A 16,207-nucleotide genomic window follows, 5' to 3' on the forward strand; every position below is an offset into this window, starting at 1 on the left:
GCCCCAAATCCTCAGCCGAGGCCGAACTCCTCTGCGAGTCCGTCGATGCCGGCGCGAATCGCCTGCAGCGCGGACTCGCGAGCCTTCATCTTGGTCCCCACGTGTGCGCCGGTGTGCAACGTCGTCGCGGCCTCGGTCGCCACCTCCTGCGCCCGCGCGAGCACCCGATCGGCCTCGACGATCTCGTCGAGCCACCCGCCGGTGACAGCGTCGTCGCCGGAGAACGTCGACGCCAGCGCGGCGCCCCGCTGGAAAGCCGCCGGGGTCAACCGGAAGCGCATGATCTCCAGCGCGGCGATCGGGATCGTCATGCCGATCGCCACCTCGATGGCCTGGCAGCGGCTCTTCGGCTGGCCCACGCGGTGGTCACCGGACAGCAGCAGGAACGAGCCCATCGCGATCGCCGGACCCGTCGCCGCGATGACCACCGGCGCCGGGAACGTCAGGCAGCGCACCGACAGTTCGAACCCGCCGGCGAGCATCCCGTGCGCGGCCCGCGCATCGCCGGACTGGAACACCGACAGGTCGAACCCACCGCTGAACACCCGCTCGTTGCCCGCGAGCACGACCGCTTTGACGGAGTCCTTCTCGGCCCGGTCGAGCGCCTCGTTGATCGCGGTCTGCATGGCCGGGCCGAGCACGTTGACCTTGCCGTCGTCCAATCGGATGGTCGCGACGGAGTCCTGTAGTTCATAGCCGACGAGGCTGGTCATCGCTTCTCCTTTGGCTCGGCGCTGATCGTGTCGATGCTACGAAGTCCGTCCGCGAGCACGCACAGAGGTCCGCGATGCCGCACGCTCCGGCGAAGGCGGCCGGTGTCAACCCGTCGGCGGAGTTCATGTCGCACCGACCGAACGGCGGCGCACCCTCCGGCAGGCCCGCGCCGTGGCCGCTTCCGTCGGTGTACTGATGGGCCACTTTGCCCGGGTACGGCGGGTTGTGCGCGTACGCGGCGACCACGAGGCGGACGCCGGGCGGCTTGTCCGGCCACAGCGTGTCCAGGTCACCGACGTTGCCGTAACCGATGACCTTGGCCGTGCCGCCGACGAACTCACCCACCTCGGCGTAGGCGGCGTTGATGCCCGCCGACTGATCGCCGCGGATCTGGCCGCCCCACGACTCGACGTCGAGCATGACCGCCATCTTCGGGTGCGGTGTGCCGACCTGCTCGCGGAACGTCTGCACCGCGCGCCGCCAGTCGGGCCGCCACACGAAGTACACGATGAAGAACGTCAGCCGCCCGTCGTCGGCGCTGCGGCGACACCAGCCATAGTTGTTGTGCCAGTGGCGATCTCGATACGTCCCGTCGTTGGAGCGGATGGCCAGCACCGAGTGGGGATAGCGGTCGTCGACGCCGGGCTGCCACTGCGAGACGTCGGCGTAGAGCGTGTCCGGCACGCGAAAGCCCTAACCGCCCATCAGCATGCGCCACTGGTCGAGGTTGCTCGCCCGGTAGACGTAGTTGGTCTGGCGCACCTCCGACAGCGACGCGCTGGGCTCGGCCGAATACCAGTGGCCGGGAAATACCGTCGGGTCGCCGGACAACCGTGCGAGCGCCTGCAGGCTGCGGAACATGTCGTCGACGTCGCCGCCCGGGAAGTCGGTACGCCCACAGCCCTCCAGGAACAGGGTGTCGCCGGCGACGAGTCGCCCGTCGAGCAGGAAACACTGGCTGCCCGGCGTGTGGCCCGGCGTGTGCAGCAGTTCGATGTCGATGTCGCCGACCTTGACCACGTCGCCGTGCTGGTGCTCGGTGAGTTCGCTGCGCGCGATACCGGTGACCTTCGAAACCCAGTCTGCCTCGAGCTTGTTGACGTGCACCGGCACGCTGGTGCGCTCGAGCAGTTCGGCGAGGCCCTTGAGCGTGAAGCCCATCATCGTGCCGCCGACGTGGTCGGGATGGTGATGGGTGACCAGCACCCCGGACAGGCGCATGCCGTCCGCCTCGAGCGTGTCGACGAGATCGCTTGCTGCGTAGGCGGGGTCGACGACGACGGTGTCACCGGTCTCCCGGTCACCGATGAGGTAGGCGAAGTTGCGCATCTGCGCCGCGATCATGTCGCCGGCGGCGAAGTCGCGACCCGACAGCAACTGGCGGAAGTAAAGCCGATCCGAAGCCATGGCCCTCAGCGTATCGGCGGCTCAGTCCTGGCCTCGCAACCGCACCATCCGGATGGTGCTGCTCTCGTCGAGCTCGACCAGGTCAGTGTGCGAGCGCAGAAAGTCGCTGAACGAGCGGAACCCCAGTGACTTCTCCGAGAACGACGGGTCCATCCGCTTCATCTGAGCCTTGACCGCGGAGTTGTGCAGCCAGTCCGAATCGTCCTTGCCGTGGGCGATGCGCAGGGCCCGCTCCAGCAGCGCGGTCCCGGCGGCCTGCGGGTCGGGCGTCTCCTCCTCTTGCTCGGCGTCAGCCTCTGCCTTGGTGCGGCGCCGCTTGGGTGCCTGCGTCGTCACCGCCGGGACGCCGGGCAACGCGTCGTAGGAGACGTAGTCGTCGCATGCCGCGGTGAGCGACCGGCTGATCGAGCCGGTGATGCCGATGCCGACGACGTAGCGGCCGAGACGCTTGCACCGCTGCGCGAGCGGGATGTAGTCGGAGTCGCCGGCGACGATCACGACGTGGGTGAGGTCAGGCAGCCGGAACATGTCCTCCACCGCGTCGACCGCGAGCCGAATGTCGGCGCCGTTCTTGTTGTACGCGGCGGCGGGGAACAGCTGCACCAGGTCGACGGCGCGGCCGACGAGCTGGTCGCGATAGTCGGCGTTGACGTCTGCAGACCAGTCGGCGTAGGCCTTCGTCAGCACCAGCGTGCCGAACGACGACGCGAAGTCGATGATCGCGCCGACGTCGACGGTCGCCTGGGTCAGCCGCCCCGGCTGTTTGTGGAAGCCGGCCGCCTTGTCGCGCTGGAACGAGTTGCGCCCGTGGATCTGGTCGTAACGCGAGATCACGATGTTGTCGAAGTCGAGGTACACCGCCACGCGGGTCGCGCCGGGTTCGGTCACTGTTTTTCGGTCCTATCACTCGGCGGCTGTAGTCGGGCTGGCCGTTCTGGTGATCAGCGGTTTGGCGCGGCAATCGGCGAGACTGTACCCTCTTTAAGGCTTGCGCCGCGGTGCGCGAGCGTCGAAGGCAGGCCCCCTTAGCTCAGTCGGCAGAGCGTTTCCATGGTAAGGAAAAGGTCAACGGTTCGATTCCGTTAGGGGGCTCGGTGGACGGGCGGTTTTCAAACGGCATGCCGGCCCGTGCCCATCGGGGCGGTGTAGCTCAGCTGGTTAGAGCGCACGACTCATAATCGTGAGGTCGGGGGATCGAGTCCCCCCACCGCTACAGGCAACAACGAAGCGCAGAAGCAGAAGAAGGACGACAGACGTGGCCTCCAGTACCGACGTACGGCCGAAGATCACTTTGGCGTGTGAGGTGTGCAAGCACCGCAACTACATCACCAAGAAGAACCGCCGCAACGACCCCGACCGGCTCGAGATCAAGAAGTTCTGCCCGAACTGCGGCAAGCACCAGCCCCACAAGGAATCGCGCTAGGCGCCAGTCCTTGGGCGGCCACCCGCGGTTGACTAGGTAGGTTCACCAACTGTGTCGTTGTCCGAGCGAATCGTCGGGATGCACTATCGCTACCCCGACCATTACGTCGTGGGCCGCGAGAAGATCCGCGAGTTCGCGGTCGCGGTCAAGAACGACGACCGCGCGTTCTTCGACGAGGACGCGGCCGCCGAACTCGGCCACAAGGCGCTGCCCGCGCCGTTGACCTTCACCAGCGTCTTCGGCTACACGGCGCAGACGTCGTTCTTCGCGCACGCCGGCATCGGCCTCAAGGACATGAAGATCGTGCAGGTCGACCAGGTGCTCAAGTACGTCCGGCCGATCTTCGCCGGCGACAAGCTGTACTGCGACGTGTATGTGGACTCCGTGCGCCAGGCCCACGGCACCGACATCGTCGTGCTCAAGAACATCGTCACCGACGAAGCCGGTGACGTCCTACAGGAGACGTACACGACCCTGGCGGGTCGGACGGGTGACGGAGAAGAGGGTTTTTCAGATGCCACTGCGTGAGTTCGCTTCGGTGAAGAAGGGCGATGTGCTTCCCGAGAAGGTGATCCCGCTGACTCGCGGGGATCTGGTCAACTACGCCGGTGTGTCCGGCGACTTGAACCCGATCCACTGGGACGACGAGATCGCCAAGCAGGTCGGCCTGGACACCGCGATCGCGCACGGCATGCTCACCATGGGCCTGGGCGGCGGCTACGTCACCGAGTGGGTCGGCGACCCGGCGGCGGTCACCGAGTACAACGTGCGGTTCACTGCTGTGGTGCCGGTGCCCAACGACGGCGTCGGCGCTGAGCTCGTCTTCAGCGGGCGCGTGAAATCCGTTGAGCCCGAGTCGAAGACGGTGACCATCGCGCTGTCGGCCACCACCGGGGGGAAGAAGATCTTCGGCCGCGCCGTGGCGATCGCGAAGCTGGCGTAGTCATGGCCCTCAAAATCGACATCCGCGGTGTGGTCTGGAAGTATCCCGAGCCCTTCGTCGTGGGCCGCGAGCAGATCCGCCAGTACGCGAACTCCGTGCAGGCCAAGGACCCGCAGAGTCTCAACGTCGATGCCGCCGAGGCCGCCGGGCACGTCGGGCTCGTCGCGCCGCCGACCTTCATGTCGATCTTCGCGGTGATGATCCAGCGGCACTTCTTCCAGCACAATGACATCGGCTTCGAGACCATGCAGATCGTGCAGGTCGACCAGAAGTTCAAGTTCCACCGCCCGATCGTGGAGGGCGACGTGCTGACCGGCGTGATGCACATCGAGACGGTCGACGAGCGTTTCGGCGCCGACATCGTGACCACGCGCAACGTGCTCACCGACCCGACCGGTGAAGTGGTGATGGAGGCCTTCACCACTCTGATGGGACACGAGGGCGACAACTCGATCTCGGCCGGCTGGGACCCGAAGACCGGGCAGGTGACGCGCAAGCCCGTCGTACACGACGGCACCGAGAACGGCACCGAAAACGGCACCGAGGACGACGGGCCGGCGGATTAGTAACTGAACGGGTGGCGCGCTACACTCGGACCTCGGGGTTTTCCCAGTCCAGCGCGCTTCCGTCGGGTTTCGATCGACCGATCGGGGAGCGCGCGAATTGTGTGAGCCCCGGAACGGGTGGCGGTGCCTTCGGGAACAGACAGTGCCACCCTGAAGGGGCGTAGCTCAACTGGCAGAGCAGCGGTCTCCAAAACCGCAGGTTGCAGGTTCAAGTCCTGTCGCCCCTGCTCAACTGAATACTCGACAAGTGTGGACACTGGAAGTGATCCCACAGAAGACAAGATGACCAGACAAGGGGAGCATGCGGTGAGCGACGAGCGCGACGGTGCCGGCTCCGCAGGCGAGACCGATACCGACAACGGCCGCGGCGCGGTCGTGACCCGGCCGACCCGGCCCACGGGCAAGCGGTCGCGGCGAGCAGCGGTCGGCGAGGACGCCGGCGAAGCGGTCGACCTGTCGACGGGCACCAAGGCCTCGCCCACCAAGAACGGGTCGGGCGCCGCGAAGAAGACCGCCAAGAAGCGCGGCGACGGACCCGGAAAAGGCGCCCGCAACCCGTTCCTGTTCGTCTGGAACTACCTGCAGCAGGTCGTCGCCGAACTGCGCAAGGTCATCTGGCCGAACCGCAAGCAGATGATCAGCTACACCGCGGTGGTGCTGGTGTTCTTGGTCTTCATGGCGGCGTTGATCGGTTTCGTCGACCTGGGCCTGGCCAAGCTCGTGGCGCTGATCTTCGGCTGACGAGCACATGCGCGACGAACGAGAATTCGGAAGGACTGACTAGTGACTAGCTTCGAGGGCGAAACGCCTTCGGCGGAGAGCGTCGATCTGATCGACGCTGGCACGACCGACGAGGCCACCGAACCCGCCACCGAGGACGCGGCGGTCGAAGCCGTCGAGCCAGAGGACGAGGATCCGGCGGTCGCGCTGAAGAAGGAGCTGCGGCTCAAGCCCGGCGACTGGTATGTCATCCACTCCTACGCCGGTTACGAGAACAAGGTGAAGGCCAACCTCGAGACCCGCGTGCAGAACCTCGACGTCGGCGATTACATCTTCCAGGTCGAGGTGCCGACCGAAGAGGTCACCGAGATCAAGAACGGCCAGCGCAAGCAGGTCAACCGCAAGGTGCTGCCGGGCTACATCCTGGTGCGCATGGAACTCAACGACGAGTCGTGGGGCGCGGTGCGCAACACGCCCGGCGTGACGGGCTTCGTGGGCGCGACGTCGCGGCCGTCCCCGCTGAGCCTCGACGACGTGGTGAAGTTCCTGCTGCCGCCCGCCGCGGCCAAGAAGCCCGGCAAGAGCACCGCCGCGGCCGCCGCGGGGTCGGCCGAGACCGGTGGGATCGAACGGGCGCCGATCGAGGTCGACTTCGAGGTCGGCGAGTCGGTCACCGTCATGGACGGCCCGTTCGCGACGTTGCCGGCGTCGATCAGCGAGGTCAACGCCGAACAGCAGAAGCTCAAGGTGCTGGTGTCCATCTTCGGCCGCGAGACACCTGTCGAACTGACCTTCAACCAGGTCGCCAAGATTTAACTCGGCCGCAAGGCCTTGTAACGAGAGAAAGAGAAAGCACAGCCATGCCCCCGAAGAAGAAGGTCGTCGGGCTGATCAAGCTGCAGATCCAGGCCGGGCAGGCCAACCCCGCCCCGCCGGTGGGTCCGGCGCTCGGCCAGCACGGCGTCAACATCATGGAGTTCTGCAAGGCGTACAACGCCGCGACCGAGAACCAGCGCGGCAACGTCATCCCCGTGGAGATCACCGTCTACGAGGACCGCAGCTTCACCTTCAACCTCAAGACACCGCCCGCGGCCAAGCTGCTGCTGAAGGCCGCCGGTGTGCAGAAGGGCTCCGGCGAGCCGCACAAGACCAAGGTCGCGAAGGTGTCCTGGGATCAGGTGCGTGAGATCGCCGAGACCAAGAAAGAGGACCTGAACGCCAACGACATCGATCAGGCCGCCAAGATCATCGCCGGCACCGCCCGGTCGATGGGGATCACCGTCGAGTAATGATTTCGGCGAAATAGCATTCCAGGTCGTCAACCGCGACGATTTGCAACCCGGAATGCTATTTCGGCGCAACAAGGAAACCCGTGGCAGGGCTGGCATCGGCCCGCATGACCACAACTCAGCAATCAGGAGACACCAATGAGCAAGACCAGCAAGGCATACCGCGAAGCCGCCGAGAAGGTGGACCGCACCCGGCTGTACACGCCGCTGGAGGCGGCGAAGCTGGCCAAGGAGACCGGCTCCAAGAAGCAGGACGCGACCGTCGAGGTGGCGATCCGCCTGGGCGTCGACCCCCGCAAGGCCGATCAGATGGTGCGCGGCACCGTGAACCTGCCGAACGGCACCGGCAAGACCGCCCGCGTCGTGGTGTTCGCGGTCGGTGACAAAGCCGAAGCCGCCGAGGCCGCGGGTGCCGACGCTGTCGGCAGCGACGACCTGATCGAGCGGATCCAGGGCGGCTGGCTGGACTTCGACGCCGCGATCGCGACGCCCGACCAGATGGCCAAGGTCGGCCGGATCGCGCGCATCCTGGGCCCCCGCGGCCTGATGCCGAACCCGAAGACCGGCACCGTGACGCCGGACGTCGCCAAGGCCGTGTCCGACATCAAGGGCGGCAAGATCAACTTCCGCGTCGACAAGCAGGCCAATGTGCACTTCGTGATCGGCAAGGCGTCGTTCGACGAGAAGGCACTGGCGGAGAACTACGGCGCCGCGATCGACGAGATCCTGCGGGCCAAGCCGTCGTCGTCGAAGGGCCGCTACCTCAAGAAGATCGTCGTCTCGACGACCACGGGCCCGGGTATCCCGGTCGACCCGTCGGTGACGCGCAACTTCACCCAGGACTGACCGCAACCGGCTTCGCGCGGGTTTGCGGGAGGCGCCTGCGCGCAGCCTGCTGAGCGGGTGTCGGAGTAGCGGTCCACCGACGATATTTTTGTCGGCAAAGTTCGCTGTTTCCGCCGTGTGAGCGGTCCCATCTGTGTGAAAGTTGACCCATGCGTAAATGGGTTCGGGTCCTCGTTCTTTCTTTGCTGGGGCTGCTGAGCACCGCCGTCCTCGGCGCTGTAACCGCGGTGATGGCCGCGGTCAGCCTGGCCGCCACGGCATTGATCGTGCCCGGCACGGGAACGCCGAACGCGAACATCGTCGGCGACTACATGCAGAACTTCCGCGACTACTACATGCAGGACACTCCCTGCACCAACGACCAGAACTGCGGGACCTACGATCCGCAGAACCCGCTGGGCGGAGGGCTGCACGGCATCGACTACTTCGCATCGTTCTGGCCGATCCCGTTGCCCGGCTGGTGCGACCCCGGCCGTTGCGAGAAGTTCGACAAATCGGTCGACGACGGCGTGCAGAACCTCGACGCCGCACTGCAGGCCCTGCAGGACCTCGGCTACGACGGCGACATCGTGATCGCCGGGTATTCGCAAGGCGCGCGCGTCGTCACCATCGAGAAGATGAAGTTCGCGAGTGGCGAGTGGGCGGATTTGCTGGACCAGGTGTCGTTCGTCTACATCGGCAACCCGAACCGCCCGAACGGCGGAATCCTGTCGCGGTTCGGCGCGCTGGGCCATATCCCGATCCTGGACGTGACGACCGGCCAGCCCACGCCGACCAGCGTCGGCGACGTCGGCGTCCCCACCGAGGACTGGGCGATTCGGTGGGAGGGCATCGCCGACTTCCCGCAGTACCTGCTCAACCCGCTCGCGGTGGTCAACTCGCTGATGGGTTTCTACTACGACCACGGCACCTACCTGGCCATCAACGAGAACAGCGATCCGGGCGAACTTCCCGCCGGATACGACGTCGACACGTGGCGCGACATCGTCCAGCATCCCGAGAACTACCCCGACATCGTGGACATCCAGAAGTACGGCGACACCACCTACTACACGATCACGCCGAAGGTGTTGCCGCTCGTTCGGCCGCTGCACAGCATCCCGATCATCGGCAAGCCGATCGCGGACCTCATCGAGCCGGCCCTTCGCGTGCTCATCGAAGAGACCGGCTACAACCGCAACATTCCGTTCGGCCAGCCGACCGAGATCGGGTTGTTGCCGCTCTTCAACCCGTTCACGCTTGCTCTGAAGCTGATCCCGGCGATCTTCCAGGGCATCAACAACTTCCTCGCCAACTTCGGCCTGGCGACCGAGATCCCGTTGTCCCCGACCACGCCGAGGACAACGGTCTCGCCGCTGACGGGCGAGCAGAACGGCCTCAACCTGCTGGCGAAGGCGGTCGAGAAGGCCGACGAGTCGTCGGGGGCTCGGCTGCAGCTGGTGCAGGGCAACGGGGAAGGCGAGCAGCAGCAGGCCGGTGAGAACGACGGGAAGACGCTCGCTTCGACCACGGAGAAGGACGGTCAGGTGACGCTGACCGTCGGCAACGAGGCGCTCGGCGCCAAGGGCGCGGTCGAAGCCGGGCAGCAGCAGGGAACCACGACGGGCAATGTGGAGACGGTCAACGGCACGCAAGCCAGCGGCACCGAAGCCACCGACACCGAAGCCGCCGGCACCCAAGCCACGGGCACTGAGGTCGTCGGCACCCAAACCACCGGCACGCAAACCACCGGCACCCAAGCCACCGGCACGCAGGTCACCGGCACGCAAGCCACCGGCACTCAGGCCACCGGAACCCAAGCCAACGCGGGCGAGGGCACCAAGGAGGTCAAGGAAGGCGAAGGTCACGCGGGCGTCAGCCCAGTGCTCGGCAACAACACCGAGACCAACAAGGAAACGCAACCCAACACGATCAACGCCAACGGCGGCAGCGTGTCGCTGAACTTCTCGCCGAACAAGACCGGCGAGGGTGCGACGACCAGTGGTGGCGAGCACGCCGGTCAATCGACTCCCGCGGCGGCCCCGGAAGCCGCGGGCACCCCCGAAAGCGGCTCGCAGAGCACAGCGGGCGCGGAGAAGCCAGCGGCCTGACAGGCAGCTGGCCGGACCACGGCGGTCCGGACGCAGGCCTGCGGTGTGTCACGATTGGCCGGTGAGGGGAATCATCCTGGCCGGCGGTACCGGGTCGCGGCTGCACCCGATAACGCTGGGTGTGTCCAAGCAACTGGTCCCCGTCTACGACAAGCCGATGGTCTACTACCCGCTGTCGACGCTGATGCTGGCCGGAGTGCGCGACATCCTCGTGGTCACGACGCCGCACGACGCGGAGGGCTTCGAGCGGCTGCTCGGCGACGGGTCGCGCTTCGGCGTGTCGATCAGCTATGCCAGTCAACCGTCGCCCGACGGGCTCGCCCAGGCGTTCACGATCGGCGAGACGTTCATCGGAAACGACAGCGTGGCATTGGTACTCGGCGACAACCTGCTGTACGGCCCTGGGCTGGGCAGTCAACTCAAGCGCTTCGCCACGATCGACGGTGGCGCGATCTTCGCCTACTGGGTCGCCGAACCCTCGGCCTACGGGGTGATCGAGTTCGACGACAACGGCGTGGCGATCTCGCTGGAGGAGAAGCCTCAGCGGCCGAAGAGCAACTACGTCGTTCCGGGCCTGTACTTCTACGACAACGAGGTGATCGGAATCGCCAAGGGCCTGAAGAAGAGTGCGCGCGGCGAATACGAGATCACCGATGTCAACCGTCACTACCTCGAGCAGGGCCGGCTACAGGTGCAGGTGTTGCCGCGAGGCACCGCATGGTTGGACACCGGTACGTTCGACCAGATGACCGACGCCGCCGAATACGTGCGCACGATGGAGCGGCGGACCGGCCTGAAGATCGGCGTACCCGAGGAGATCGCCTGGCGGCAGGGCTATCTCGACGACGACGAACTTCGGGCACGCGCCGAGCCTTTGGTGAAGTCGGGATACGGGACGTATCTCCTCGAGCTGTTGCACAGGGGGCGCTGATGTCGCGGCTGCTCGTCACCGGGGGAGCCGGGTTCATCGGCTCCAATTTCGTGCGGTACGTGGTCGACCACACCGACCACCACGTCACCGTGCTGGACAAGCTGACCTACGCCGGAAACCTGGCGTCACTTGCCGGACTGCCCGAGGATCGAATGACGTTCGTGCACGGCGACATCGCCGACGCCGCGCTGGTCGACGAGCTGTTCGCGTCGGTCGACGCGGTGGTTCACTACGCGGCTGAAACGCACAATGACAACTCGCTCGACGACCCCGAGCCGTTCCTGCACACCAACCTGACAGGCACCTTCACCTTGCTCGAGGCGGCGCGCCGACACGGCACGCGCTTTCACCACATCTCCACCGACGAGGTCTACGGCGACCTGGCCCTCGACGATCCGCGCAGGTTCACCGAGCAGACGCCCTACAACCCGTCGTCCCCGTACTCGTCGACCAAAGCCGGCAGTGATCTGTTGGTGCGGGCGTGGTTTCGGTCGTTCGGCGTCGCGGTGACGATCTCGAACTGCTCGAACAACTACGGCCCGTATCAGCACGTCGAGAAGTTCATTCCGCGTCAGATCACCAACGTGCTGAGGGGAAACCGGCCCAAGCTCTACGGCGAAGGCCGCAACGTGCGCGACTGGATCCACGCCGACGACCACTCATCGGCGGTGCTGCGGGTGCTCGAGGCCGGTCGCATCGGCGAGACGTACCTGATCGGCGCCGACGGCGAGAAGGACAACAAGACCGTCGTCGAACTGATCCTGACGCTGATGGGCCGGCCGGCGGACGCCTACGACCACGTCACCGATCGAGCGGGTCACGACTTGAGGTACGCCATCGACTCCACCAAGCTGCGCGACGAACTCGGCTGGCAGCCGCACTACCAGGACTTCGAGCAGGGGCTGGCCGCGACGATCCAGTGGTACCGCGAGCACGAGGACTGGTGGGCGCCCGCCAAGGAGGCCACCGAGAGTTTCTACGCGCGCATGGGGCAGTGAAGTGACCGAGTTCGGAAAACCGCTGGGCGTCAACACGACTCCCATTACCGGGCTACTGGTGTGGGACCTCCCGGTGCACGGGGACAACCGCGGATGGTTCAAGGAGAACTGGCAACGCGAGAAGATGATCACGCTCGGGCTGCCCGATTTCAAGCCCGTGCAGAACAACGTGTCGCTGAACGAGGCCGTAGGAACCACGCGCGGGATACACGCCGAACCATGGGACAAGTTCGTCTCCGTGGCGACCGGGCGGATCTTCGGAGCCTGGGTCGACCTGCGCGACGGCCCCACCTTCGGCGCCACCTTCACAGCCGAGATCGACCCGTCGAAGGCGGTTTTCGTCCCGCGCGGAGTCGGTAACGCATTTCAGACCCTCGAGCCGAACACCGCCTACATCTACCTGGTGAACGACCATTACTCGTCCGACGCCCAGTACACGTCGCTGAACCTCGCCGACGAAACCGTCGCCATCGACTGGCCGATCCCGCTGGAGCGCGCCGCGGTGTCGGACAAAGACCGCAACCATCCGCGGCTCGCCGAGCTCACACCCGTTGCGCCACGCAAGATCCTGGTGCTCGGCGCCGGCGGACAACTCGGCCGCGCACTGCGCCGCGAGTACGCCGGCACGCTCGGCGTCGACTTCGCCGAACGATCCGACATCGACCTGAGCGCCGGCATCACGACCGCACGGCACTGGCCCGACTACGACACGATCATCAACACCGCCGCATACACGGCCGTCGATCTTGCCGAAACCCCTGACGGGCGCGCCGCGGCGTGGGACACCAACGTCGCCGGCGTCGCTTTGCTCGCGAAAGTCGCTGCGGCCCACGGCATCACGCTGGTGCACATCTCCAGTGACTACGTGTTCGACGGCACCGCGACGACGCCCTACCGCGAAGACGACCCGGTGTCACCGCTCGGGGTGTACGGGCAGACGAAAGCCGCCGGCGACGAGATCGTCAGCGTCGTCGACCGGCACTACATCGTCCGCACGTCGTGGGTGATCGGAGAGGGCCGAAACTTCGTGCGCACCATGATTTCTCTCGCGGAGCGCGGCGTGAACCCCGCTGTCGTGAACGACCAGCGGGGCCGGCTCACCTTCACCGCCGACCTCGCCGGCGCGATCCGCCACCTGCTCGAGACCCGCGCGCCATACGGTACGTACAACGTGACCGGCGCCGGCCCGGCGATGTCGTGGGCCGAAGTGGCGCGACGGGCCTTCGAACTGGCCGGCCACGATCCCGATCGGATCACCGAGGTGAGCACCGCGCAGTACTTCGCCGAGGCCGCCGAACCCGTTGCGCCCCGGCCGCTGCGCAGCGTTCTCGACCTGACGAAGATCCAGTCGGCCGGCTTCCAGCCCGTCGACGCGGTCGAGTCGCTCGGGCGCTACATCCGTCGTGAACAGGCTGTGGTGCAGTAGCTTTCGTCAGCGATCGTCGCCGAACGCGCGCCCGAGTTCGGCCCGCGACTTGATCCCGAGCTTTCGGTAGACCCGCGACAAGTTGGTCTCCACGGTCTTCGGGCTGATGAAAAGCGCAGCCGCCACGTCCTTGGTGGTCATGCCCGACGCGGCGAGTTCGGCCACCCGGTGCTCCGACGGCGTCAAGCCCAAGTGCCCGTTGCCCGCTGCGCTCGCACGGCCGAGTTCCGAGCGCGCGCGCTGCGCCCACAGCGGCGTGCCCAGCGCCTCGAATGCGTGCAGGGCCTCGCTCAGCGTGGTGCGCGACGTCTCCTTCTGCCGCTGTCGGCGCTGAAGTTGCCCGAGCAGCAGCAGGGTCCGCGCGCGCTCGAAGGGCATCGGCAGCCGCTCGTGATGACTCAACGCCTGCTCGGCCGTCGCTGCGGCGGCATCGATATCGCCACGCGCGGCCAGCCAGAGGCTGCGGCACCGCGCGCCTGTCGCCAGCATCCACGGCCGATCGACCATGCGGCCGTTGGTCTCCAGTGCCTCGATCATCGACTCGGTTTCGGCCGCGTGGCCGAGCGCGATCATCGCCTCTACCGCGTCCGGAACGTAACCCACGGTGATGATCTCGGTGCCCGGGATGAACGGGAACCGGTCGACCAGAGGACGCAAGACCTCCAGGGCCGCGTCATACCTGGCGAGCGACACCTCGAGGAACCCCAGGCTGATCGACGCCCAATCCGCCAGGCGCGGCGACCCGCACCGTTGCGCGAGATCGATCGCTTCCCCGGCCGCACTGCGCGTTTCGTCCTCCCGGCCGGCGTAGGCCGCCACCGCGGACTGGATGGTCATCGCGACGATGCGCATGTGGTCGCCGCCGAGCTGCTGGGCCCGCTCGACGGTCTCCTCGGCGACGCGGGTCGCGTCGTCGTAGCCGCCGCGCCAGATCTCGATCAGCGCGCAGAACACCGCGACGAAGATCAGGTCGGTCTCCGCACCGCGTTCTACACAGCGCCGCCGCTCGGCGGCCAGTTGCTCACTGGCCTCGTCCAACTGCCCGACCCACGCCAACAGCAACGCGTTGTTCGCAGTGGCGCGAAAAGCGATCGGCGCCTCGCTGTTCGGATCGTGCAGAGCCATCGCCCTTCGCATGCTGGCCAGGTCGACGCCGCGACCGCACATACACGCGATGGTCGCCCGGACGGCCAGCACCTGGCTCGTCAGGTCGGGGATCCCGACATCGTCGGCGTAGGCCGCGGCCCGCTCGGCGCTCTGCAGGGCCGCCCCGAACTCACCGGCGTTCAGCCGCGCGTATGACAGCAGCAGAAGGGTGCGGACCCGGATCTCCCGGTCACCCTCGTCGTTGTCGAGCGCCTGCTCGAGCAGACCGATGGCGTCGGTGAAGCTGTTGTCGTGAATCCGCATGCTGCCCAACAGGTTCAGCGCCTTCGCCCGGTGGGTCCCGCGTGGGACCCGCTCGATCAGACCGTCCAGCAGAGTGCGCGCGCGCTGCAGGTCGCCCGCATGCAGACAGTGGTCGGCGGCGCGGATCCGCCGTTGCGGCGAATCGCCGCCCAGGCCGATCGCCAGCTCGAGCAGTTCTGCGGCAGCGGCGGGCGCACCGCGGTCACGGGCCGCATCGGCGGCGAGGTCGAGCGCGGTCAGCGTCGTCGGGTCGGCGCTGGAGGCCGCCAGCGCCATGTGCCTGGCTCGCGACTCCGGGAGAACCACCGCCTCGGCCAGCGACCGGTGCATGGCCCTGCGCTCGGCCGGCCTCGCATCGGTGTAGACGCTGCGCGCCAACAGCGGGTGGGCGAAGGACACGTTGTCGCCGTCGATCGTCAGGATGCCCTTGGCTTGAGCTTGGGCGAGCAGTTCGACGGTGCGGTCCACGGCGCTGTTCGCGACGCGCGCCAGCAGGTCGACGGTCGGCGCGGCCTCGCACGCGGCGGCCAACAACAGCAGCCGGGTCTCGCGTTCCAGCCGGCCGATCCGCCGGCGCATCAACTCCGCCAGCGTCGCAGGCAGCGCCGACTGGGAGCCGCCCGCATCGATCGCGCGAGCCAGTTCGAGGGCGTAGAACGGGTTGCCACCCGAGATCTCGGCGATGCGAACCATCGTCGGACGGGGAAAGGACCGGCCCAGACGCGTCGAGATCAGCGCGTGCAGGCCGCCGAGGCTCAGGGGGCCGACGTGCACGCGGCCCACCTCCGAAGCGCCGCCGAGCTGCAGCCAGGTCGCGGCGCCGGCGCCTTCGTGTTCGGTGCGTTCGGTGAGCAGCATGCCGACCCGCCCGCTGAGCCGCCGGGCGGCGAAGGCGACCACCGCGTGGCTGGAGGGGTCGAGCCACTGCACGTCGTCGATGGCCACGAGCAGCGGCCGGTCCGCGCAGAGCCGCTCGATCAGCGCGGTGAACGCCGCTGCGACGGCACCCTGATCGGTCGGTGGGCCGTCGTCGTCGGCGCGCAGCAGCACCCGGTCGACGGCGAGGCGCTGCACCTGCGGCAGGTCGGCGAAAGCCTCGGAGGCGACGCCACCCAGGATGTCGGCGACGGCCGCATACGCCAGCGTCGTCTCCGCCTGCCCCGCGCGTGCGGTCAACACCTCGAACCCGCGCTCGCGGGCGGCCGAGATGCCGGCGAGCCACAAGGTCGTCTTGCCGACCCCGGCTTCGCCCTCGATGACCAGACCGGCGGGTGCGTCGACGGCGGACCGCAGAAACTCCGTCACGCTCCGGAACTCGGCCGGACGCTCGACTACGCCGGAAACCAATGACCCCACCCCTAAGAAACAGCAAATCGAGAGTACCTTGCTGCGTCGACACCGCGCAGGGGTTACCCCCACATGATTGTGCTGCTGAGAGATGTGC

The 16,207-nt window shown here is 67.0% G+C and carries 17 protein-coding genes and 3 tRNA genes; 15 read left to right on the top strand and 5 right to left on the bottom strand.

The window, feature by feature from the left end:
* Nucleotides 1–11 precede the first annotated feature (11 nt).
* The 4 genes from A5663_RS05895 to A5663_RS05910 are packed head-to-tail and all read right to left on the bottom strand — an operon-like array spanning nucleotide 12 to nucleotide 3,009.
* Entirely contained in the window at nucleotides 12–713 is a 702-nt protein-coding gene (locus A5663_RS05895) for a crotonase/enoyl-CoA hydratase family protein (RefSeq protein WP_068145188.1), read from the bottom strand.
* Entirely contained in the window at nucleotides 691–1,398 is a 708-nt protein-coding gene (locus A5663_RS05900; protein WP_231976700.1) for a hypothetical protein, read from the bottom strand. The genes A5663_RS05895 and A5663_RS05900 overlap by 23 nt, the downstream gene beginning before the upstream one ends.
* Nucleotides 1,399–1,407: 9 nt before the next feature.
* Nucleotides 1,408–2,121, bottom strand: a complete 714-nt coding sequence (locus A5663_RS05905) for an MBL fold metallo-hydrolase (protein ID WP_068145191.1) — start codon at nucleotides 2,119–2,121, stop codon at nucleotides 1,408–1,410.
* Nucleotides 2,122–2,142: 21 nt separating this feature from the next.
* Nucleotides 2,143–3,009: an NYN domain-containing protein gene (locus A5663_RS05910; protein WP_068145196.1), complete on the bottom strand. Its 867-nt coding sequence runs from the start codon at nucleotides 3,007–3,009 to the stop codon at nucleotides 2,143–2,145.
* 131 nt (nucleotides 3,010–3,140) lie between these two features.
* On the opposite strand from A5663_RS05910, the gene A5663_RS05915 reads away from it, so the two are divergent.
* From A5663_RS05915 to A5663_RS05985, 15 genes are all read left to right on the top strand, one after another.
* Nucleotides 3,141–3,213, top strand: a tRNA-Thr gene (locus A5663_RS05915).
* Between the two features lie 47 nt (nucleotides 3,214–3,260).
* Nucleotides 3,261–3,334 (top strand) — tRNA-Met (locus tag A5663_RS05920).
* Nucleotides 3,335–3,376: 42 nt separating this feature from the next.
* Nucleotides 3,377–3,544, top strand: coding sequence for a 50S ribosomal protein L33 (gene rpmG / locus A5663_RS05925; RefSeq protein WP_059101288.1), 168 nt, complete (start codon nucleotides 3,377–3,379; stop codon nucleotides 3,542–3,544).
* Between the two features lie 51 nt (nucleotides 3,545–3,595).
* Complete coding sequence (hadA, locus tag A5663_RS05930) at nucleotides 3,596–4,072, top strand: (3R)-hydroxyacyl-ACP dehydratase subunit HadA (RefSeq protein ID WP_068145198.1); 477 nt, start codon at nucleotides 3,596–3,598, stop codon at nucleotides 4,070–4,072.
* Nucleotides 4,059–4,487 (top strand): (3R)-hydroxyacyl-ACP dehydratase subunit HadB, encoded by a 429-nt coding sequence (gene hadB, locus A5663_RS05935; protein WP_068145202.1) that lies wholly within the window; start codon nucleotides 4,059–4,061, stop codon nucleotides 4,485–4,487. The genes hadA and hadB overlap by 14 nt, the downstream gene beginning before the upstream one ends.
* Before the next feature lie 2 nt (nucleotides 4,488–4,489).
* On the top strand, nucleotides 4,490–5,053 hold the full coding sequence (hadC, locus tag A5663_RS05940) for a (3R)-hydroxyacyl-ACP dehydratase subunit HadC (protein ID WP_068145205.1): 564 nt from the start codon (nucleotides 4,490–4,492) through the stop codon (nucleotides 5,051–5,053).
* 154 nt (nucleotides 5,054–5,207) lie between these two features.
* Nucleotides 5,208–5,280: transfer RNA gene (locus A5663_RS05945), tRNA-Trp, on the top strand.
* A gap of 55 nt (nucleotides 5,281–5,335) precedes the next feature.
* On the top strand, nucleotides 5,336–5,794 hold the full coding sequence (gene secE, locus A5663_RS05950; RefSeq protein WP_156744371.1) for a preprotein translocase subunit SecE: 459 nt from the start codon (nucleotides 5,336–5,338) through the stop codon (nucleotides 5,792–5,794).
* A 42-nt stretch (nucleotides 5,795–5,836) separates the two neighbouring features.
* Nucleotides 5,837–6,589, top strand: coding sequence for a transcription termination/antitermination protein NusG (gene nusG, locus A5663_RS05955; protein WP_068145210.1), 753 nt, complete (start codon nucleotides 5,837–5,839; stop codon nucleotides 6,587–6,589).
* 44 nt (nucleotides 6,590–6,633) lie between these two features.
* Nucleotides 6,634–7,062 (top strand): 50S ribosomal protein L11, encoded by a 429-nt coding sequence (rplK, locus tag A5663_RS05960; RefSeq protein ID WP_068145215.1) that lies wholly within the window; start codon nucleotides 6,634–6,636, stop codon nucleotides 7,060–7,062.
* Between the two features lie 138 nt (nucleotides 7,063–7,200).
* Entirely contained in the window at nucleotides 7,201–7,908 is a 708-nt protein-coding gene (gene rplA, locus A5663_RS05965; RefSeq protein WP_068145218.1) for a 50S ribosomal protein L1, read from the top strand.
* Nucleotides 7,909–8,057: 149 nt separating this feature from the next.
* Nucleotides 8,058–9,998 carry a PE-PPE domain-containing protein gene (locus tag A5663_RS05970; protein ID WP_068145221.1) on the top strand — a complete coding sequence of 647 codons (1,941 nt, stop codon included), beginning with the start codon at nucleotides 8,058–8,060 and terminating at the stop codon, nucleotides 9,996–9,998.
* Between the two features lie 61 nt (nucleotides 9,999–10,059).
* The gene (gene rfbA / locus A5663_RS05975) at nucleotides 10,060–10,929 is read left to right on the top strand and encodes a glucose-1-phosphate thymidylyltransferase RfbA (protein WP_068145224.1); all 870 of its coding nucleotides are present in this window, start codon (nucleotides 10,060–10,062) and stop codon (nucleotides 10,927–10,929) included.
* Entirely contained in the window at nucleotides 10,929–11,927 is a 999-nt protein-coding gene (gene rfbB / locus A5663_RS05980) for a dTDP-glucose 4,6-dehydratase (RefSeq protein WP_068145227.1), read from the top strand. Before rfbA ends, rfbB begins: the two co-directional genes overlap by 1 nt.
* 1 nt (nucleotide 11,928) lies before the next feature.
* Nucleotides 11,929–13,353, top strand: a complete 1,425-nt coding sequence (locus tag A5663_RS05985; protein ID WP_068145230.1) for a bifunctional dTDP-4-dehydrorhamnose 3,5-epimerase family protein/NAD(P)-dependent oxidoreductase — start codon at nucleotides 11,929–11,931, stop codon at nucleotides 13,351–13,353.
* 6 nt (nucleotides 13,354–13,359) lie between these two features.
* Here A5663_RS05985 and A5663_RS05990 read toward each other — a convergent pair whose 3' ends face one another.
* Nucleotides 13,360–16,110, bottom strand: coding sequence for a LuxR family transcriptional regulator (locus A5663_RS05990; RefSeq protein ID WP_068145346.1), 2,751 nt, complete (start codon nucleotides 16,108–16,110; stop codon nucleotides 13,360–13,362).
* Nucleotides 16,111–16,207: the final 97 nt, after the last annotated feature.

The organism is Mycobacterium sp. E740, from assembly GCF_001672895.1.
In the GTDB taxonomy this organism is placed as follows: Bacteria; Actinomycetota; Actinomycetes; order Mycobacteriales; family Mycobacteriaceae; genus Mycobacterium.